The sequence below is a fragment of the Cupriavidus sp. USMAA2-4 genome, assembly GCF_001854305.1.
Taxonomy (GTDB): Bacteria; Pseudomonadota; Gammaproteobacteria; order Burkholderiales; family Burkholderiaceae; genus Cupriavidus; species Cupriavidus malaysiensis.
This window is the reverse complement of the sequence record NZ_CP017749.1, coordinates 1,914,012-1,932,803: the sequence shown is the minus strand read 5'-3', so window position 1 is coordinate 1,932,803 and position 18,792 is coordinate 1,914,012. Positions and strand designations below refer to the sequence as shown.

Below are 18,792 nucleotides of genomic sequence, written 5' to 3'. Positions count from 1 at the left end.
GCGGCCCTAAGCGGCCCTAAGCAGCCATAAACAACGCTAGGCGGCCTTGCGGTGCCGGCGCTCCGGCCGGCATTCGTACTTCATTTCGCGGCGGCCGTCCTCGTACACCACTTCCAGCCGCGTGGTGAAGCCCCACAGCCGCGTCACATGGCGCACGACCTCTTCGTAGTTGTGCGCCAGCGGACGCCGGCTGCTCTGCAGGTGGCGCAGCGTCAGCGAGCGGTCGCCGCCGACGTCGACATTGGTCACCTGGATATTGGGTTCCATGTTGGACAGGTCGTACTGGCTGGCCAGCAGCTGGCGGATCAGGCGGTAGCCCTCGTCATCGTGGATGGCGGTCACGCGCAGCTTGCCCTCGCGGTCGTCGTCCAGCACCGAGAACAGCTTCAGTTCGCGGATCACGCGCGGCGAGAGGAACTGCAGCAGGAAGCTCTCGTCCTTGAAGTTGCGCATGGCGAAATCCAGCGTCTGGTGCCAGTCGCTGCCGGCGATCTCGGGCGCCCAGCGGCGGTCTTCCTCGGTCGGGTCCTCGCAGATGCGGCGGATGTCCTGGAACATCAGGAAGCCGAGCGTGTAGGGATTGAGGCCGCTGTAGTAGGGGCTGTGGTACGGCGGCTGGTAGATGACGTTGGTATGCGCCTGCAGCAGCTCCAGCATGAAGGCGTCGTTGACCAGCTTCTCGTCATACAGCCGGTGCAGGATGGTGTAGTGCCAGAAGGTCGCCCAGCCCTCGTTCATCACCTTGGTCTGCCGCTGCGGGTAGAAGTACTGCGCGACCTTGCGCACGATGCGCACGATCTCGCGCTGCCACGGCTGCAGCTTGGGCGCGTTCTTCTCGATGAAGTAGAGCAGGTTCTCCTGCGGCTCCGGCGGGAACTGCGGTTCCGGCTCCGGCGCCTCGTCCTCGGTGGCGAGCGCGTGCGAGCGGTGCTTGGGCAGGGTCCGCCACAGGTCGTTGACCTGCATCTGCAGGTAGTTCTCGCGCTCCGCCTGGCGCGCCTTTTCCTCGGTGATCGACAGCTTCTTGGGGCGCTTGTAGCGGTCCACGCCGTAGTTCTGCAGCGCGTGGCAGGAGTCGAGCAGCGCTTCCACCTCCTGCTCGCCATAGCGCTGCTCGCATTCCGCCACGTAGTTCTTGGCGAACAGCAGGTAGTCGATGATGGCGTCCGCGTTGGTCCAGGTGCGGAACAGGTAGTTGCCCTTGAAGAAGGAGTTGTGGCCGTAGCAGGCGTGCGCGATGGTCAGCGCCTGCATGGGCATGGTGTTCTCCTCCATCAGGTAGGCGATGCACGGATTCGAGTTGATGACGATCTCGTAGGCCAGCCCCATGTGGCCGCGCTGGTAGCTGCGCTCCGAGGCGAGGAAATGCTTGCCGTAGGACCAGTGGCTGTAGCCGACCGGCAGCCCGGCCGACGCATAGGCGTCCAGCATCTGCTCGGCGGTGATGATCTCGATCTGGTTCGGGTAGGTATCCAGGCCGAATTCGCCGGCGATGCGGGCGATTTCCTGGTCATAGCGCCGGATCAGCTCGAAGGTCCACTCCGAACCGGTGGAGAGATAAGCCATATGCGCTCCCGTTGGCTGCGTCTGCGATGCGCTCCCCGCTCCCGGGGCTGCGGCGGCCGGCGGCGCTCATCCGCCGGCAATCGCGTCACGCCGCCCGCTTCTGGAACAGGTCATGCAGGACCGGATAGATCTCGTCCGCGGTGATGATGCGCTGCATCGCGAAGTTCTCGTGCCCGGCCTTCACCGTAAGATACTCTTCCCAGAGATTCTGTGGTTCCTCGGACGCAACTTCCACATAGGCGTAGTACTGCACCAGCGGCAGGATGGACTCGCGCAGCAGGCGGCCGCACAGTTCCGAATCGCCGGCCCAGTTGTCGCCGTCCGATGCCTGGGCGCAGTAGATATTCCACTGGCTGGGCGGATAGCGGTTCTGGATCACCTCGGCCATCAGCTTGAGCGCGCTCGACACCACGGTGCCGCCGGACTCGCGCGAATGGAAGAAATCGTCCTCCTCCACTTCCTTGGCCACCGTGTGGTGCCGGATGAAGACCACGTCGATGCGCTCGTAGTTGCGCTTCAGGAACAGGTAGAGCAGCATGAAGAAGCGCTTGGCGAGATCCTTGCGGCTCTCGTCCATCGAGCCCGACACATCCATCACGCAGAACATCACCGCCTGCGCCTGCGGACGCTTGCGCAGCACCCGGTTGTTGTAGCGCAGGTCCAGCTTCTCGATGAAGGGCACCCGGTCCAGGCAGGAACGCAGGTGGCGCATCTCCTGCATCAGCTCGAGCGCGCGCTCGCCATAAGGGCCGTCCTGCTCGAGCACTTCGCCGTACTCGTGCTCCAGCTCGCGCAGCTTGCGCTGGTAGGGACTGGAGAGCGCGATACGCCGCCCCAGCGAACTGCGCATGGTGCGCAGGATCGACAGGTTGGACGGCGTGCCGTCCAGCGAGAAGCCGGCGCGCACCTTGCGCACTTCCGCAATCTTGGCCAGGTGGCGCTTGGCCATGTCCGGCAGCGCCATGTCCTCGAAGAAGAAATTGAGGAAATCCTCGCGGGAAAGCGTGAAGACGAAATCGTCCTCGCCCTCCCCCGAGTCGCTCGCCTGGGAGCCGCCGCCACCGCCGCCCTGCTGCTGGCGGTCGAAGCTGTCCCCCCGGACGAACTTCTTGTTGCCCGGGTGGACCCACTCGCGCCGCCCGCCGTGGCCGTGGTGGAAGACGGGTTCGGAGATGTCCTTGACCGGAATGGACACCTGCCCGCTCTGCTCGATGTCCATGATCTTCCGGCCCGACACCGCCTTCGCCACCGCCTGGCGGATCTGCTCCCGGTAGCGCTTGATGAAGCGCTGCTTGTTGACGGTACTCTTGCCACCGCCGTTCTCGCGCCGATCGATGACCGTGGCCATAGGATCGTCCTCGGTTGTAGGCCTCGTCCTGGCGCCGTTACGACGATTTCCTCACGCGCAGGTACCACTCCACCAGCAGCCTGACCTGCTTCGGTGTGTAGCCCTTCTCCACCATGCGGTTGATGAAGTTCTCGTGCTTTTCCTGGTCTTCTCGCGAAGACTTGGCGTTGAACGAGATCACCGGCAGCAGGTCTTCCGTGGTCGAGAACATCCGCTTCTCGATCACCATGCGCAACTTCTCGTAGCTGGTCCAGTTCGGGTTCTTGCCACCGTTGTTGGCGCGCGCCCGCAGCACGAAGTTGACGATCTCATTGCGGAAGTCCTTCGGGTTGGAGATGCCCGCGGGCTTCTCCACCTTCTCGAGTTCGTCATTCAGCGCGTTGCGGTCGAGGATCTCGCCGGTATTCGGGTCGCGGTATTCCTGGTCCTGGATCCAGAGATCGGCGAACACCACATAGCGGTCGAAGATGTTCTGCCCGTACTCCGAATACGATTCCAGGTAGGCCGTCTGGATCTCCTTGCCGATGAACTCCACGTAAGGCGTGGTCAGGTACTCCTTGATGTAGGACATCAGCTTGGACTCGGCATCCGGCGGGAACTGCTCGCGCTCGATCTGCTGCTCGAGCACGTAGAGCAGGTGCACCGGATTGGCCGCCACCTCGGTATTGTCGAAGTTGAAGACCTTCGACAGCACCTTGAAGGCAAAGCGCGTGGACAGCCCGGTCATGCCCTCGTCGATGCCGGCGTAGTCGCGGTACTCCTGATAGGACTTGGCCTTGGGGTCCACGTCCTTCAGGTTCTCGCCGTCATAGACCCGCATCTTCGAGAAGATGTTGGAATTCTCCGGCTCCTTGATCCGCGTCAGCACCGCGAACTGCGCCATCATCTTCAGCGTGCTGGGCGCGCATGGCGCGGCCGTCAGCGAACTGTTGCGCAGCAGCTTGTCGTAGATCTTGACCTCGTCCGACACGCGCAGGCAGTACGGCACCTTGACGATGTAGATGCGGTCGAGGAAAGCCTCGTTGTTCTTGTCGGACTTGAACGACTGCCACTCCGCCTCGTTCGAGTGCGCCAGGATGACGCCATCGAAGGGGATCGCGCCGAAGCCTTCCGTGCCCTTGTAGTTGCCCTCCTGCGTCGCCGTCAGCAACGGGTGCAGTACCTTGATGGGCGCCTTGAACATCTCGACGAACTCGAGCAGGCCACGGTTGGCAAGGCACAGCCCGCCGGAATACGAGTAAGCATCCGGATCGTCCTGCGGGTAGTCTTCCAGCTTGCGAATATCGACCTTGCCGACCAGCGAGGAAATGTCCTGGTTGTTTTCATCGCCGGGCTCCGTCTTCGAAATCGCAATCTGCGACAGCACCGACGGGCGCAGCTTGACCACGCGGAAGCGGGTGATGTCGCCGTTGAATTCGTGCAGCCGCTTGACCGCCCAGGGCGAAGCGATGGTACTCAGGTAGCGGACCGGTATGCCGTAGTCTTCCTCCAGGATCTTGCCGTCCTCCTCGGGCGCGAACAGCCCTAGCGGGGACTCGTGGATGGGCGAACCCTTCAGCGCGTAGATGGGGATCTGCTCCATCAGCGCCTTCAGCTTCTCGGCAAGCGAAGACTTGCCGCCACCCGGGGGCCCGAGCAGGTAGAGGATCTGCTTGCGCTCCTCCAGCCCTTGCGCGGCATGCTTGAAGAAGGAGACGATCTGTTCGATCGTGTCCTCCATGCCGTAGAACTCGCGGAACGCAGGATAGATCTTGATGACCTTGTTGAAGAAGAGCCGCGACAGCCTGGGATCGTGGTGGGTATCCACCAGCTCCGGCTGGCCGATCGCCGCGAGCATGCGCTCGGCGGCAGTCGCATAGGCGGAAGGGTCCTTCTTGCAGATATCCAGGTACTCCTGGATGCTGTACTCCTCTTCCTTGCGGGCTTCGAAGCGCGATGCGTAGTGGCCGAAAATGTCCATACCTCACTCCCGTCAGCGAATCGTCCGAGGCGAAGGTGTATTACTACCTGAGACTGCACGCCAGCATTGACGGTTCCGCCACCCCGGCCTGACGGAAGCTGGCAAAGTTGCGAATTCTTTACTTCATCATAGTCAAATAACGGCGGAGCGGAGGAGAGAGTTGACGCACTTTTTTCGATCGCTGCAAATGTGCAACGGATGCGCGATCCCTGCATTTGCTAGTGCGCCAAGCGATGAATCCGCCGGCGATGATTGCGCTCCCCCACCCGCTTCTGTCGGTCTATCCGACCACTTTCTGGTCACACCTTACACCTTATGCCGCGGGCGTGCACAGGTGCTTTTGTAACGAGAAACCTCAGGCCCAAAGAGAACGCCGGCGCGAAGGCCGGCGGCACAAGCGATTGCGGGCGGTCTACTGCGAACGCCCTAGTGCATTCGCACGAGCGCGGATGCATGCAGCGCGGCGTGGCTACAAGGTGCGCGCCACCAGCTCCTTCATGATCTCGTTGGAGCCGCCATAGATCTTGCTGACGCGCGCATTGGCGTACATGCGCGCGATCGGGTACTCCAGCATGTAGCCATAGCCGCCATGCAGCTGCAGGCATTCGTCGATGACCTCGCAATTGCGCTGCGAGCACCACCACTTGGCCATGGCGGCGGTGGCGGCGTCGAGCTTGCCGTCCATCAGCCGCACCATGCAGTCGTCAACGAAGGTGGCGGCAATGGTGGCATTGGTCTTGCACTCCGCCAGCTTGAAGCGGGTGTTCTGCAGGTCCAGCAGCGGCTGGCCGAACACCTTGCGCTCGCGCACGTAGTCCGTGGTCAGCTCGATCGCGCGATGCATGCTGGCCACCGCGCCGAGCGCGATGATCATGCGCTCCTGCGGCAGCTGCTGCATCAGCTGGTAGAAGCCCTGCCCCTCCGTCTCGCCGAGCAGGTTGGCCACCGGCACGCGCACGTCATCGAAGAACAGCTCGGCCGTGTCCTGCCCCTTCTGCCCGATCTTCTCCAGGATCCGGCCGCGGCGGAAGCCCGGCAGGTCACGCGTCTCGACCATGATCAGCGACACGCCGCGCGCGCCGGCCTCCGGGTCGGTCTTGGCGACCACGCACACCAGGTCGGCGTGATAGCCGTTGGTGATGAAGGTCTTCGCACCGTTGATGCGATAGCATTCGCCATCCTGGGTCACTTCACGCACCGCGCGGGTGCGCACGGACTTCAGGTCGGAGCCCGCGCCGGGCTCCGACATGGCGATGGCGGCCACCAGCTCGCCCGTGGCCATCTTCGGCAGCCACTTGCGCTTCTGCTCCTCGGTACCGTAGTTGAGCAGGTAATGCGCCACGATGCCGCTGTGCACGCCGTTACCCAGGCTGGAGACGATGGCGCGCGCCATTTCCATGGTGATCACCGCCTCATGGGCGAAGTTGCCGCCGCCGCCGCCGTATTCCTCGGGAATACTGGCACACAGCAGGCCGACCTCGCCGGCGCGGTTCCACACCTCGCGGTCGATATAGCCGCGCTCCGCCCAGCGCGCCTCGTGGGGCGCCAGCTCGCGCTCGATGAAGCGCCGCACGGTTTCCTGGAACAGGCGCAGGTCGTCGGTCATCCACGGGGTGGGCCGCGGCGCCATTTCATTGTGTCTGTCTTGCGCTCCCATGGTCTTTCTCCTGGTTCGTTGCAGTTGGGATGAATGCGGATTGGGTCATGGCCGGTTGCGGCGGAAGGCCGCCGCAACCGGCTGCCGGGGCGGCCTGGCCATCATCGGCCCGCCGCGCGGTAAAGCCCGACGACGCAGGCGCCGCCGAGTCCAAGCGTGTGCTGCAATGCAATACGGGCACCCTCGACCTGGCGCGCCCCGGCGCTGCCGCGCAGCTGCCACACCAGCTCGGCGCACTGCGCCAGCCCGGTCGCCCCGGGCGGGTTGCCGCGCGCCAGCAGGCCGCCGGACGGATTGGTCACGATCGCGCCGCCGTAGGTATTGCCGCCGTCGAGCACGAAGCGCTCGGCCGTGCCCGGCGCCGTCAGCCCGAGCGCCTCATAGGTGATCAGCTCATTGGCGGTCGCGCTGTCGTGCAGTTCGACCAGGTCGAGGTCGGCGGGGCCGAGGCCCGCGGCTTCATAGACCTGGCGCGCCGCCGCCTGCGCCATGTCGGCGCCCGCCAGGCAGCGCAGGTCGGCTCCCTCGAGCGCGGACGGCAGGGCCGAGGCCATCGCCTGGGCAGCGATCTCGACCTGCCGCGGCAGACCGTGCCGGCGCGCGAAGACGGGCGAGCAGAGCACCGCGGCGGCGGCCCCGCTGGCGGGCCGGCAGCACTGCAGGCGGGTCAGCGGCGCGAACACGGTGGGCGAGGCCATCACCTCGGCCAGGCCGAGCGGCGTGCGCGCCAGCGCGCCCGGATTGCGCGCACCATGCCGGCGGGCCTTGACGGCGATGCGCCCGAGTGTCTCCGCCCGCAGCCCATGCTCGCGCATATAGGCCCGCGCGGCACCGCCGAAGAACTGGGCCTCGCATGGCACTTCCGGATCGAAGCCCTGCAGATCGTCGAGCGCATCGAGGAAGGCCTCCGGCAGGTCCGCCGAGGCGCCCGCCCCGGGCTGGTCGAAGCCCAGCGCCAACGCACATTCCACCGCACCGCAGGCGACCGCCTGCCGCGCGAGGAACAAGGCCACCGCACCGCTCGCGTCGTGGCTGCTGACATTGACCACCGGGATGCCGGTCATGCCCAGGCCATACAGCGCGCGCTGGCCGCCGAAGGGATCGCCGCAGGCGTGGCCGGCATAGGCCTGCTCGACCTGGGCATAGGACAGCCCGGCGTCGTCCAGCGCCGCGCGCGCGGCGCGCGCGCCCAGCGCGGCTTCGCTGCCGCCCGCGCCCGGCTCGTGGAACGGCACCATGGCCACGCCCACCACGCACACGCTCTCCATCGGCCTGTCTCCTGTGCTGTGTCCTGTGCCTGTGTCTTGTGCCGGCGCCCGCGCGGTCCTGGTCAGTCCGGCCAGCGATAGCGCGCCGGCTGCTTGTCGAGGAAGCGCGTCGCCGCCTGCTCGCGGTACTCGGTGGCGAAGGCGATGCCCTGCCCGTCCGCCTCCATCTCGAGCATGCTGTGCAAGTCCTGGTTGAGCGATGCGTTGAGTGCCCGCTTGGTCAACGCCAGCGCCACCGGCGAGGCCTCGGTGAAGGCGGCGGCGATGGCGCGCGCGCGTGCCTGCAGGGCCTCGGCCGGCACGATCTCCATGACGATGCCCTCGTCGCGCGCCGCCTCGGCGCTCAGCTCCCGCATCGAGAACATCAAGGCCTTGGCGCGCTGCAGGCCGATCATGCGCGGCAGTGTGTAGAAAGCACCACAATCGGGAATCAAGCCGAGGCGCAGGAAGGGCAGCGCGAAGCGCGCGCGCGGCGTGGCCAGCACGATGTCGGCGGTCAGCGCCAGGCTGAAGCCGGCACCGAAGGCGGCGCCGTCGACGGCGGCGATGACTGGGCGGTCGAGCTGGATCAGGTCTTCCAGCCACGGGTGGATGGCTGCCAGGCGCTGGCGCCCCTGGTCGGCGCTGATCTGGCCCTTCATCGTGCTGATGTCGCCACCGGAACAGAAGTCGGTGCCGGCGCCGGTCAGGATCAGGGCGCGCACCGAGCTGTCCTGGCGCAGGCCGTGGATCACCTCGCCGATCTCGCGGCGCATGGTGCCGTTGAGGGCGTTCTTGCGTGCCGGGTAGTCCAGCGTCAGCGTGGCGATGCCGTCCTCGACGGCGTAGCGGATGGTTTCCATCGGAGTCTCCTGTGGCCTGTCACGTGGCGGCCGCGGCGGGCCGCTTCAATCGAGCTGGATATGGGCATCGCGCACGATGCGCGCCCACTTGGGCGTATCGGTCGCGACCACCGCGGCCAGTTCTTCCGGGGTCGAGCCCACCGGCTGCAGCCCCATGTCGGCCAGCCGCTGCGACACATCGGGCAGGCGGGTGATGCGCACGATCTCCGCCGACAAGCGCGACGAAACGTCGCGCGGCGCGCCGGCGGGCAGGAAGAAGGCGAACCAGCCGTTCGGCTCGAAGCCGGCGAAGCCCGCCTCGGCGAAGGTCGGCACCGCCGGCAGCGCCTTGTGGCGCTGCGTGCCGGTGATGGCCAGCACGCGGAACTTGCCGGAAGTCACGTAGGCGTTGGCGGAGGTGACGTCGACGAAGGCGGAGTCCACCTGCCCGCCCAGCACGTCGCTGACCAGCGGCGCGGCCCCCTTGTAGGGAATGTGGACCAGGTCGATGCCGGCACGCATCTTGAGCTGCTCGCCGTGCAGGTGGGCCGAGGTACCGTTGCCGTAGGAGCCATAGCTGAGCTTGCCGGGGCTGGCCTTGGCCAACGCGACGAACTCCGCCAGCGTGCGCGCCGGCACGCGGTTGGGCACCACGAACAGGTCCGACGAACGCGCCACCAGCGAGACCGGCGCGAAGTCGCGCTCGACGTTGTAGGGAATCTTCTTGTACAGGCCGGGCGACTGGATCATCGCCGTGATGCCGAGCAGCACGGTATAGCCATCCGGCGCGGCCTTGGCGACGATGTCGTTGCCCAGCATGCCGCTGGCGCCGGGCTTGTTGTCCACCACCACCGGCTGGCCCCAGTTCTGTGACAGCTTCTGCCCGATCAGCCGCGCCACGGTGTCGGTGCCGCCGCCGGCCGGATACGGCACCACCAGGCGCAGCGGGCGTGCCGGGTAGTCGCCCTGGGCGCGCACGCCCCAGCTCGTCAATGCGGCGCCGCCGCCCAGTGCGGCGGCCTGTGCCAGCCACTGCCTTCTCTGCTTGTCCATTGCTGTCTCCTCGTTCTCGTTGCGGGGCGCGCCGGCGCCCTCTTCTTGCCTGTCCGGCCCCGCCCTGCCGCGGGCGGCGGGCCTGCCCGCGGCCACCGCTTGTCGTCCGCTGTCGTCCGCTGTCGTCCGCTGCCGCCCGCTGTCGCCCGCTGTCGCCCGTTGCCGTCCGCCGCCTACTCCACCGCGCGCGCCGGCGCGGCATTCTCGGCCTCCTGCAGCGCGCGCCACTGGATCTTGCCGGTGCCCGACTTCGGCAGCGCCTCGACGAACTCCACCAGGCGCGGCACCTTGTAGGCGGCCAGGCGCTCGCGGCACCACTGCATGATCTGTTCGGCGCCGGCCTCCTCGCGCCCTTGCATGCCCGGCTTGAGGGCGATCACCGCCTTGACGGTCTCGCCCCGCCGCGCGTCCTTGGCGGCGATCACGCAGGCTTCATGGACGGCCGGGTGCCCGTACAGCAGGTTTTCCACCTCGGCCGGCCACACCTTGAAGCCGGAGGCATTGATCATGCGCTTGAGGCGATCGCGCATGAAGAAGTAGCCATCCGCATCGATGAAGCCCAGGTCGCCGGTGCGCAGGAAGCGCTTGCCGTCGATCTCGATGAAGGTCTCGGCGTCCGCCTCCGGGTTGCGCCAGTAGCCGCGCATCACCTGGGCCCCGCTGGCGACGATCTCGCCCAGCTCGCCCTGGGGCAGCTCGGCGCCGCTGTGCGGATCGATCACGCGCGCGTCGACGCCGAAGGTGGCGATGCCGAGGCATTCGCGCTTGGGCCGCTGGCGCGGGTTGGAGAGCAGGAAGGCGGCGGTCTCGGTCAGGCCGTAGGCTTCGACGTAGCCCAGGCCGAAGCGCTCCTGCAGCATATTGGCCACGGCGTCGGGCATGGCCGCCCCGCCACCGCCGAGGAAGGCCAGGCTCGACAGGTCGCGCTCCAGGATGCCCGGCTGCGAAAAGAAGTCGACCAGCATGGCTGGCGGCGCGCCCCAGTTGGAAACCCGGTAGCGCTCGATCATGTCTGCTGCCAGCGCACGCTCCCAGCGCGGCAGCAGCACGATGGTGGCACCCAGGTAAAGCGGCGCGTGGATGCCGTTCTGCATGCCCAGCAGGTGGAACATCGGCGCCACCGACAGGAAGACCGCCTCGGGCGTGTTGCTGCGCCAGATCTGCGAACCCACGGCCGCGCTCATCAGGGTGCCGTGGGTGTGCATGCAGCCCTTGGGATGGCCGGTGGTGCCCGAGGTGTAGGCCAGCATGCACAGGGTGTCGAAGCCGGCGGCGTGCGGCAGCGGGGCCAGGCCGGCCGCCTCGGCATCCTGCCAGCGCACCAGCGTACCGCCGGCCGGGGCCCGCGCCGCCAGCGGCGCGCGCTCGCGCAGCCAGGCGGGCACGGACGGGCCGTCCGCCTCCTGCGCCGGCTCGGGCAGCATGTCGGCATAGTCGTGCACGATCACATGCGGCAGCGCCTCGCCGTGCAGCGGCGCCAGCCGCTCGTACAGCTCGGCCGCAGCGAACGCCACGCGCGCGCCGCTGTCGCCGGCCACGTGCGCCAGTTCGTCGGTCAGCCACATCGGGTTGGCCGGCACCACCACCGCCTCGGCACGCAGGATGGCGTAGTAGGCAATGATGAACTGCGGACAGTTCTGGCTGTAGAGCAGCACGCGGTCGCCGGGACCGACCCCGCAGGCGCGCTGCAGGTAGCCCGCCATGCGCTCGATCTGCGCATGCAGCTCGGCGTAGCGGATCGCGCGGCTGAAGTACTGGATGGCCGTCTTGTCGGGATAGCGGCGCGCCGCCGCTTCGACGTTGTAGACCAGGCTGGTGCGCGGGATGTGCGCTTCCGCGGGCAGGCCGGTCGGCCAGAACGGGGAGCGGCGGGGAGCGGGGCTGGACGCCTGGGCGGCGCCGGAATGCGGGGACTGCGTCATATCGTGCCAGTGGGTTCAAGCGGAAATGCAGCGCGTCGGGAGGAACTGCGTGCCCCCGCCGCGGGATCGGGCCTTCAGTCGAAGCGGATATTGCGGGTACGGATCACCTTGCCCCAGCGGGCGTAGTCGCTCTGCACGGTCTGGGCGAACGCGTCCGGTGTGCTGCCGCTGAGCACCACGCCCATCTCGCCCATGCGCCCGCGCAGCGCCGGCGTGGCCAGGATGCGGTTCACGTCGGCGGCGTACTTGTCGACGATCTGCCGCGGCGTCGCCGCCGGCAGCAGCAGGCCGAACCAGCCCATCGACTCCATGCCGCCGATGCCCGCCTCGGCGAAGGTCGGCACGCCCGGCAACTGGGGCGCACGCGCCGGGCCGGTCACCGCCAGCGCGCGCAGGCGGCCGCTGGCCACATGCGGCTTGGCGCCCATCACCGAGATGATGGCGGCGGGCACCTGGCCGCCCAGCAGGTCGTTGAGTTCGGCGGCCTCGCCCTTGTAGGACACATGGGTCATGTCGAGGCGGGCCGACTCCTTGAAGATCTCGCCGTACAGGTGGCCGCTGGACCCGGTGCCGAAGGAGCCGTAGGAATACTTGCCGGGAGCGGCGCGCACCAGGGCGATGAATTCGGCCAGGGTGCTGGCCGGCACCGACTGATGGACCGCCAGTACCAGGCTGGTGGTACCCAGTTCCGACACCGGCACGAAGTCCCTGACCGGGTCGACCGGCGCCTTGGCGTAGAGGCTGGGCGCCTGCACCAGGGTGGTGATGGTGAGCAGCGCGGTGTGGCCGTCGGGCGCCGCCTTGGCCACCGCGTCGGCACCGATCATGCCGCTCGCGCCGGGCTTGTTCTCCACCACGATGGGGCGCTGCCACTGCTTGCCCAGCGGCTCGGCGATGGCGCGCGCCAGCACGTCGGTGGCGCCGCCGGCCGGATAGGGCACGACGATGCGCACCGGACGGCGCGGGAACGCTGCCGCGGGGGCGGACGCGGCGGTCTGGGCCGCGGCCGGCCCGAGGGCCATGCCCGCCAGCAGCAGCGGTGCGGCTGCCAGCCGATACAGCACCTGGCGACGATTTGCCTGCATCTTGCCTCCTCCTTGCCTCGGTCTGTTGCCTTCGGTCACGAACAGGCGAAGATTGCGCGATGCTGCGCCGCGTGGACAATGACCAATCGGCCCAAAATGATTGGCCGAATCGTTCAGGGCAAAGGCTGCCTTCGGCAAATGCGGATTGCACGCGCCGGCCGGCTGCGGCAAATTGCCTGCAACGGCGCGGGCCAGTCCCGCGAGCGCGACCCGAAGGCGACCAGAAGAGGAGACCCATGCACCGTGCGATGTCCGGCGGACGCGCAGCACCGCCGCCCCCCGCCATGCCGCTGCTGGCACCCGCCGCCCGCGCGCACGCCGCCAGCCGCGTGGCACCGCATGCCGCCGACGGCTGCGCCCAGGCGCGCCACACCATTGCAGTGCAGCATGTCGAGCAGATCCTGCTCGGCGCCCAGCGGCTCGGCCACGATATCGACGCGCTGCTGCGCCGCGCCGGCATCTCGCCGGCCCTGCTGCTGTCGCCCAGCGCCCGCGTCAGCCAGGGCCAGTACGCGGCGCTGATGCGTTCGCTGCGGCGCGTCATGCGCGACGAGTTCTGCGGCCTGCTGTCGCGCCCGGTGCTGCCGGGCGCCCTCGCCCAGGCCTGCGCGGCGGCCATCCACTGCGCCACGCTGGGCGACGCCCTGCGCGCGCTGGTCCGCCACTACCGCCTGCTGATCGACGACTTCGCCCCCCGCCTGCGGGTACAGGACGGCTGCGCCAGCCTGGTGCTGGTGCCGCAGGCGCCCGCCACGCCCTGCAGCCGCTTCGCCGAATCGACCTTCGTGTTCCACGGTTACGGGCTGCTGTGCTGGCTGCTGGCGCGCCGCCTGCCGATCAGCGCCGTCGAGTTGAGCGCGGCGCCGCACGCGCAGCGCCACGACACCGAACGCATCTTCGGCGCCGAGGTCGCCTACGGGCGGCCGCGCACCGCGCTGCACTTCGACGCGGCCTGGCTGCGCCTGCCGCTGGCGCAGGACGCCAGCAGCCTGCAGCGCTTCCTGCGCAGCGCGCCGCGCGACCTGCTGGTGCGCTACCGCGACGACTGCGGCCTGGCCGAGCGCATCCGCCGCCAGCTGCGCTGCCAGCTCGACGGCGAGCTGCCCTCGCTGGAGGCGGTGGCCGCCACCCTGCAGCTCACGCCGCAGACCCTGCGGCGGCGCCTGCGCGAGGAAGGCCGCGGCTACCAGAGCATCAAGGACGACCTGCGCCGCGACGCGGCCATCGGCCTGCTGGAACGCTCCGACCTGCCGCTGCACCAGGTGGCGCTGCGCCTCGGCTACTCGGAGCCGAGCACCTTCCACCGCGCGTTCAAGAAATGGACCGGCGTGGCACCGGGCGAGTACCGCCACCGGCAGCTGGCGGCCGGCCTGGCGGCGGGCGCCTGAGCGGCCCCGGGGCCGCGCCCCGGGCAAGACCTTCCGCCCTCAGATCGTCTGCAGGCGGAAGGCCTCGATGGCTTCGCCGTGGGCCTGGCTCATCTGCCGGATCACCTCGTTGCGGGAATCCTGCATGATCTTGCGCATGGTGCGCTCGGCCTGGTCGGCGCCGCCGGCCTCGATGGCCGCCAGCACCTGCGTGTAGTCGCGCACGCTCTCCTGCCGGCGCGCGCGCGTCATGTAGTCCATGGGGCGGGTGGTGACCCACAGCATCTGCCAGATACCGTCATGCGGCAGCGTGCGGTAGGCCTGGATCAGCTGCCGGTTGCCGCACGCATGCATCAGGCCCACGCCCATGCGGCCGATGGCGCGCACGAACTCGATCAGCGCCGGCTCGTCCTGGCTTCCCAGATCCTTCAGTTCCGCCAGCCGCTCGCGCAGCGGCGCCAGCGCCGCCTTGTCCGGATTGATGGCCAGGTAGCGCACCGCCAGTGACAGCAGGGCGCTGCGGATATTGAAGATATCGATGACGTCGTTGAGCTGCAGTTCGACGACGAAGGCGCCGCGGCGCGGCGAGATCTCGACCAGGCCTTGCGCCTGCAGCACGCGCAGCGCGTCACGCACCGGCCCGCGGCTGATGCCGAACAGCTCGGCGATCGCTTGCTCCTTGATCTGCTCGCCCGGCGCGTACTGGCCATTGAGAATGGCCTGGCCCAGGTGCTTGGCCACCTGCTCCGGGATGGTGGCCGCGGTCAGCCTGCGGCGGGCAGTGCCTGCCGGTGGCTCGGACGCAGGGCCGTCCGCCACCGCCGCTGCGTCCGGCACCGAGCGCGCCTGCAGGAAGTCGAAAAGTCCGCTCATGACGAGAGGTGGAGAGAGGTGGATACAGAGATGTCCCATTCTATCCGGGCGGGCTTTGCCGCGTAAATCGTCGATTGTTAACAATTGACCGTTGACTTGTGAGTTAAGCGCTTCCATAATTTTTTCCGCCACCCGCGGCGACTGCGCGGGCACGGCCAGCCCCGGCGCGCATCGCCACCCCGGGCGCGGCCGCGACCCGCCGGCGACCGGACCACGTACCAGAAACGGGGGCGGAGACAACCCCGCCGGCCGCGCGCCGGCACCCAAGGAGGAGCACGATGCGTCAGCACTCGCTGCAAGCCTGGATCGGCACCCTCATGCTGGGGGCGCTCGCCTGCGCCGCCGGCCCCGCCGCCGCCCAGGGCAAACCCGCCACACCCACCACGCCCGCCGCCGCCAGCGGCACGCTCACGGTCGCCTTCGCGGCCGAATCCACCACGCTGGACCCGGTCAAGATCTCGGCCGGCGTCGACCACTACTTCGTCGGCCAGATCTTCGAGATGCTGACGCGGCGCAATGCCGCGCTCAAGGACGAGAACTGGCTGGCCGAATCGTGGAAGCTGGAGAACGGCAAGGACGGCAAGCCGGTGCTGGACGTGCGCCTGCGCAAAGGCGTCAGGTTCCACAACGGCGACCCGCTCACGGCCGAGGACTTCGAGTTCTCGTGGCAGCGCCAGCGCGACCCCAAGAGCAGCTTCTTCTCGCACTATGTGTCATCGGTCGAGCGTTTCGAGATCCTCGATCCCTATCATTTCAGGCTCTACTTCAAGGAGCCCGACGCCCAGTTCATCGCGGGCAATATGCAGCTGTGGGCCATGCCCAAGAAGTACATCCAGAAGGTCGGCGAGGAAGAATTCGCGCGCCGCCCGGTCGGCACCGGGCCGTGGAAGTTCGTCTCGCGCACCGTCAAGGACGAACTGCGCCTGGAGGCCTTCGACGGCTACTGGAACCAGGCCCACCGGCCGCGCGTGAAGGAGCTGGTGATCAAGATCATCCCCGAGGACATGACGCGCGTGGCGGCCTTCAAGACCGGCAAGGTCGACTGGATCGACAACGTGCCGCCGTCCATGGTCGACGAGTTCAAGAAGATGCCCGGCGTGAAGACCGCCACGCTGGTCAGCGGCAACAATCTCTTCCTGAACTTCAATACGCAGATGCCCAGGTCGCCGTTCAACGACGTACGCGTGCGCCAGGCCGCCGCGCACGCCATCGATGTCGACGCCATCATCAAGCGCGTGCTGTTCGGCCAGGGCGAGCGCTACGCCCAGGTCGGCCAGGGCTCGGTCGGCTACGACCCCGCGCTCAAGCCTTATTCCTACGACCCCAAGCTGGCGCGCGACCTGCTCAAGCAGGCCGGCTACCCCAACGGCTTCGATACACCCTGCTACAACCTGACCACGCCGCGCGAGCCGAGCATGAAGGAGGTCGGCGAGGCGATGTACGCCTACCTGTCCTCGGTCGGCATCCGCTGCCAGGTGCGCAATCTCGAGTACGGCGCCTGGATCAGCCTGGGCAAGCGCGGCCGCAGCGGCCCGCCCGAGATGGACGGCGTGCTGAGCTGGATGTGGTCGCAGGGCCTGCCGGGCGACCCCGGCCTGGCCTGGTCCGGCCACCTGCATAGCTGGCAGCAGGGCAGCGGCTGGGGCACCTACTCCTACACCAGCGACAAGGACATGGACGCCCTGCTGGAGAAGCAGCGCGGCACCATGGATCCGGCCGCCCGCGCCGACCTGCTGCAGCAGATCGCGCGCCTCAAGCAGGAGCGCGTCGAGGGCGGCCTGCCCACCTACCGCCCGCTGGTCACCTTTGCCTGGCGCGACAAGGTCGACTACGTGCCCTGGCCGATCCGCGACTACTGGCGCGCCTTCCAGGAAGTCGGCCTGAAGCCCTAGTGCCCTGAATCACGAATTCGTGGACTCAGGACACTAGCCGGCCGCCGCCGCCCGCACCGCGCGCGCCCGCCGCGCGGTGCGGCCTCCCTTCCCTCCCCCCGCTGGAGGCACCACGCATGCCCATCGCCAGACGCCTGCTGCACGGCCTCGTCAGCATCCTCGGCGCGAGCGTCATCATCTTCGTGATCTCCCGGCTCTCGGGCGATCCGCTCGCCCTGCTGCTGCCGGCCGACGCCCCGCCCGACGTGATCGAGCAGACCCGGCTGCACCTCGGCCTCGACCGGCCGCTGCTGACGCAATACCTCTACTTCCTCGGCCACGCGCTGAGCGGCGACTTCGGCAACTCCTACCGCTGGCAGGTGCCGGCGCTGGGACTGATACTGGAGCGGCTGCCGGCCACCGTGGAGCTGGCCGTCGCCGCGCTGCTGTTCTCGGTGGCGATGGCCGTGCCCTTCGGCGTGCTGTCGGCGCGCTACCGCGGCGGCTGGTTCGACCGCTTCGGCAAGGCCTTCGCCATGCTCGGCCAGGCCATGCCCAACTTCTGGGTGGGCCTGCTGCTGATCCTGCTGTTCGCCGTGCGCCTGAACTGGCTGCCGGCCTTCGGCCGGGAAGGACCGGCCAGCCTGGTGCTGCCCGCCATCGCGCTGGGCTGGTACCCGGTGGCGGCGCAGACGCGCGTGGTGCGCTCGGCCATGCTCGACGTGCTCGACAGCGACTACATCCGCATGGGCCGCGCCATGGGCGTGCCCGAGCGCGCGCTGATGTGGAAGTACGCGCTGCGCAATGCGGCCATCCCGCTGGTCACCATGCTGGGCGTCTACTTCGCCGCCATGCTCGGCGGCGCCTTCGTGGTCGAGGTCATCTTCGCCTGGCCCGGGGTCGGCCGCACCGTGGTGGAAGCCGTGTTCGCGCGCGACTTCCCGGTGGTGCAGGCGGGGGTCATGCTGACCTCGGTGCTGTTCGTGCTGTCCAACACACTGGTCGACCTGAGCTACGGCCTGATCGACCCGAGGATGCGCCATGGCTGATCGCGCCGATGCTTCGATGACCCCGGCCCCTTCTGCGGCCCGGCGGCGCGCGCCGCCGCCGGCCTGGCTGCGCTGGTCCACGCTGGCCGCGCTGCCCTGGTTCCCCTGCGCGGTGTTCGCCGTGCTGCTGGCCTGCGCCCTCGGCGGTGAAGCCCTGCTGCCGCACGATCCGAACGCGCTCGACCTCGGCCTCGCCTTCCAGCCGCCGGCCTGGCTTGCCGGCGGCCACTGGTCCTATCCGCTCGGCACCGACAATATGGGACGCGACGTGCTGTCGCGCATCCTGGCCGGCACCCGCATCTCGCTGGTGGTCGCGCTCTACGCCATCCTGATCTCGGGCGGCATCGGCACCGCGGTGGGCATGGCGGCCGGCTACTTCGGCGGCCGCGTCGACGCGCTCGTCATGCGCCTGGTCGACATCCAGATGTCGATCCCCGCGCTGGCGCTGGCCCTGGTGCTGGCCGCCGTGCTCGGGCCGGGCTTCGAGACGGTGGTGCTGGTCATCGTGGTGACCTACTGGACCTGGTACGCGCGCATCGTGCGCGGCGAAGTGATGTCGCTCAAGCAGCGCGACTACGTCGCGCTGGCGCGCGTGGCCGGCTGCGGCACGCTGGTGATCTTCCGCCGCCACCTGCTGCCCAACCTGCTCAACACCCTGCTGGTGCTGGCCACGCTGCAGGTGGGCCAGGTCATCCTGTTCGAGGCCTCGCTGAGCTTCCTCGGCCTGGGCATCCAGCAACCCGACGTCTCCTGGGGACTGATGCTGGCCGATGCGCGCAACTACATCAGCAATGCCTGGTGGGTCATCACCATGCCGGGCCTGGCCATCATGGCCACCTGCCTGGCATCCAACCTGCTGGGCGACTGGCTGCGCGACCAGTTCGACCCGCGCCGGAGGCAGCTATGAGCGAATCCCTTTCTTCCGCCGCCGAGGCGACGGCCCGCGCGCGGA

At 68.3% G+C, this 18,792-nt stretch carries 14 protein-coding genes; 4 read left to right on the top strand and 10 right to left on the bottom strand.

The annotated features are described in order from the left end of the window. Window positions 1-36: 36 nt before the first annotated feature. The 9 genes from BKK79_RS28595 to BKK79_RS28555 form a co-directional block, all read right to left on the bottom strand. Window positions 37-1,566, bottom strand: a complete 1,530-nt coding sequence (locus BKK79_RS28595) for a SpoVR family protein (protein ID WP_071016684.1) — start codon at window positions 1,564-1,566, stop codon at window positions 37-39. 85 nt (window positions 1,567-1,651) lie between these two features. After that, entirely contained in the window at window positions 1,652-2,914 is a 1,263-nt protein-coding gene (locus tag BKK79_RS28590; RefSeq protein ID WP_071016685.1) for a YeaH/YhbH family protein, read from the bottom strand. A 37-nt stretch (window positions 2,915-2,951) separates the two neighbouring features. Next, window positions 2,952-4,874, bottom strand: coding sequence for a PrkA family serine protein kinase (locus BKK79_RS28585; protein ID WP_071016687.1), 1,923 nt, complete (start codon window positions 4,872-4,874; stop codon window positions 2,952-2,954). A gap of 469 nt (window positions 4,875-5,343) precedes the next feature. Continuing rightward, a complete protein-coding gene (locus BKK79_RS28580) occupies window positions 5,344-6,531 on the bottom strand; it encodes an acyl-CoA dehydrogenase family protein (protein WP_071016689.1) in 1,188 nt (395 codons plus the stop codon). A gap of 101 nt (window positions 6,532-6,632) precedes the next feature. Next, window positions 6,633-7,799, bottom strand: a complete 1,167-nt coding sequence (locus tag BKK79_RS28575; protein WP_071016690.1) for a thiolase C-terminal domain-containing protein — start codon at window positions 7,797-7,799, stop codon at window positions 6,633-6,635. 62 nt (window positions 7,800-7,861) lie between these two features. After that, complete coding sequence (locus BKK79_RS28570; RefSeq protein ID WP_071016692.1) at window positions 7,862-8,641, bottom strand: enoyl-CoA hydratase/isomerase family protein; 780 nt, start codon at window positions 8,639-8,641, stop codon at window positions 7,862-7,864. A 45-nt stretch (window positions 8,642-8,686) separates the two neighbouring features. Then, on the bottom strand, window positions 8,687-9,673 hold the full coding sequence (locus BKK79_RS28565; protein WP_071016694.1) for a tripartite tricarboxylate transporter substrate binding protein: 987 nt from the start codon (window positions 9,671-9,673) through the stop codon (window positions 8,687-8,689). Between the two features lie 173 nt (window positions 9,674-9,846). Continuing rightward, the gene (locus tag BKK79_RS28560) at window positions 9,847-11,595 is read right to left on the bottom strand and encodes a long-chain fatty acid--CoA ligase (RefSeq protein ID WP_071039504.1); all 1,749 of its coding nucleotides are present in this window, start codon (window positions 11,593-11,595) and stop codon (window positions 9,847-9,849) included. 74 nt (window positions 11,596-11,669) lie between these two features. After that, on the bottom strand, window positions 11,670-12,680 hold the full coding sequence (locus tag BKK79_RS28555) for a tripartite tricarboxylate transporter substrate binding protein (protein WP_071039503.1): 1,011 nt from the start codon (window positions 12,678-12,680) through the stop codon (window positions 11,670-11,672). Window positions 12,681-12,916: 236 nt separating this feature from the next. Between BKK79_RS28555 and BKK79_RS28550 the strand changes: the two genes are divergently transcribed. After that, window positions 12,917-14,068: an AraC family transcriptional regulator gene (locus BKK79_RS28550; protein WP_071016700.1), complete on the top strand. Its 1,152-nt coding sequence runs from the start codon at window positions 12,917-12,919 to the stop codon at window positions 14,066-14,068. 39 nt (window positions 14,069-14,107) lie between these two features. On the opposite strand, the gene BKK79_RS28545 is transcribed toward BKK79_RS28550, so the two are convergent. Next, complete coding sequence (locus BKK79_RS28545; protein WP_071039502.1) at window positions 14,108-14,920, bottom strand: GntR family transcriptional regulator; 813 nt, start codon at window positions 14,918-14,920, stop codon at window positions 14,108-14,110. 278 nt (window positions 14,921-15,198) lie between these two features. Here BKK79_RS28545 and BKK79_RS28540 point away from each other — a divergent pair, with 278 nt between their 5' ends. From BKK79_RS28540 to BKK79_RS28530, 3 genes are all read left to right on the top strand, one after another. Continuing rightward, on the top strand, window positions 15,199-16,812 hold the full coding sequence (locus BKK79_RS28540; protein WP_071039501.1) for an ABC transporter substrate-binding protein: 1,614 nt from the start codon (window positions 15,199-15,201) through the stop codon (window positions 16,810-16,812). Between the two features lie 116 nt (window positions 16,813-16,928). Further along, window positions 16,929-17,840 carry an ABC transporter permease gene (locus BKK79_RS28535; RefSeq protein WP_071039500.1) on the top strand — a complete coding sequence of 304 codons (912 nt, stop codon included), beginning with the start codon at window positions 16,929-16,931 and terminating at the stop codon, window positions 17,838-17,840. Beyond that, complete coding sequence (locus tag BKK79_RS28530; protein ID WP_232346340.1) at window positions 17,833-18,747, top strand: ABC transporter permease; 915 nt, start codon at window positions 17,833-17,835, stop codon at window positions 18,745-18,747. Before BKK79_RS28535 ends, BKK79_RS28530 begins: the two co-directional genes overlap by 8 nt. The last annotated feature ends 45 nt before the right edge of the window (window positions 18,748-18,792 follow it).

What these genes read in the sequence shown, in the direction of transcription:
- BKK79_RS28595 (WP_071016684.1), bottom strand. Translation starts at nt 1,566, where the DNA reads ATGGCTTATCTCTCCACCGGTTCGGAGTGGACCTTCGAGCTGATCCGG.
- BKK79_RS28590 (WP_071016685.1), bottom strand. Translation starts at nt 2,914, where the DNA reads ATGGCCACGGTCATCGATCGGCGCGAGAACGGCGGTGGCAAGAGTACC.
- BKK79_RS28585 (WP_071016687.1), bottom strand. Translation starts at nt 4,874, where the DNA reads ATGGACATTTTCGGCCACTACGCATCGCGCTTCGAAGCCCGCAAGGAA.
- BKK79_RS28580 (WP_071016689.1), bottom strand. Translation starts at nt 6,531, where the DNA reads ATGGGAGCGCAAGACAGACACAATGAAATGGCGCCGCGGCCCACCCCG.
- BKK79_RS28575 (WP_071016690.1), bottom strand. Translation starts at nt 7,799, where the DNA reads ATGGAGAGCGTGTGCGTGGTGGGCGTGGCCATGGTGCCGTTCCACGAG.
- BKK79_RS28570 (WP_071016692.1), bottom strand. Translation starts at nt 8,641, where the DNA reads ATGGAAACCATCCGCTACGCCGTCGAGGACGGCATCGCCACGCTGACG.
- BKK79_RS28565 (WP_071016694.1), bottom strand. Translation starts at nt 9,673, where the DNA reads ATGGACAAGCAGAGAAGGCAGTGGCTGGCACAGGCCGCCGCACTGGGC.
- BKK79_RS28560 (WP_071039504.1), bottom strand. Translation starts at nt 11,595, where the DNA reads ATGACGCAGTCCCCGCATTCCGGCGCCGCCCAGGCGTCCAGCCCCGCT.
- BKK79_RS28555 (WP_071039503.1), bottom strand. Translation starts at nt 12,680, where the DNA reads ATGCAGGCAAATCGTCGCCAGGTGCTGTATCGGCTGGCAGCCGCACCG.
- BKK79_RS28550 (WP_071016700.1), top strand. Translation starts at nt 12,917, where the DNA reads ATGCACCGTGCGATGTCCGGCGGACGCGCAGCACCGCCGCCCCCCGCC.
- BKK79_RS28545 (WP_071039502.1), bottom strand. Translation starts at nt 14,920, where the DNA reads ATGAGCGGACTTTTCGACTTCCTGCAGGCGCGCTCGGTGCCGGACGCA.
- BKK79_RS28540 (WP_071039501.1), top strand. Translation starts at nt 15,199, where the DNA reads ATGCGTCAGCACTCGCTGCAAGCCTGGATCGGCACCCTCATGCTGGGG.
- BKK79_RS28535 (WP_071039500.1), top strand. Translation starts at nt 16,929, where the DNA reads ATGCCCATCGCCAGACGCCTGCTGCACGGCCTCGTCAGCATCCTCGGC.
- BKK79_RS28530 (WP_232346340.1), top strand. Translation starts at nt 17,833, where the DNA reads ATGGCTGATCGCGCCGATGCTTCGATGACCCCGGCCCCTTCTGCGGCC.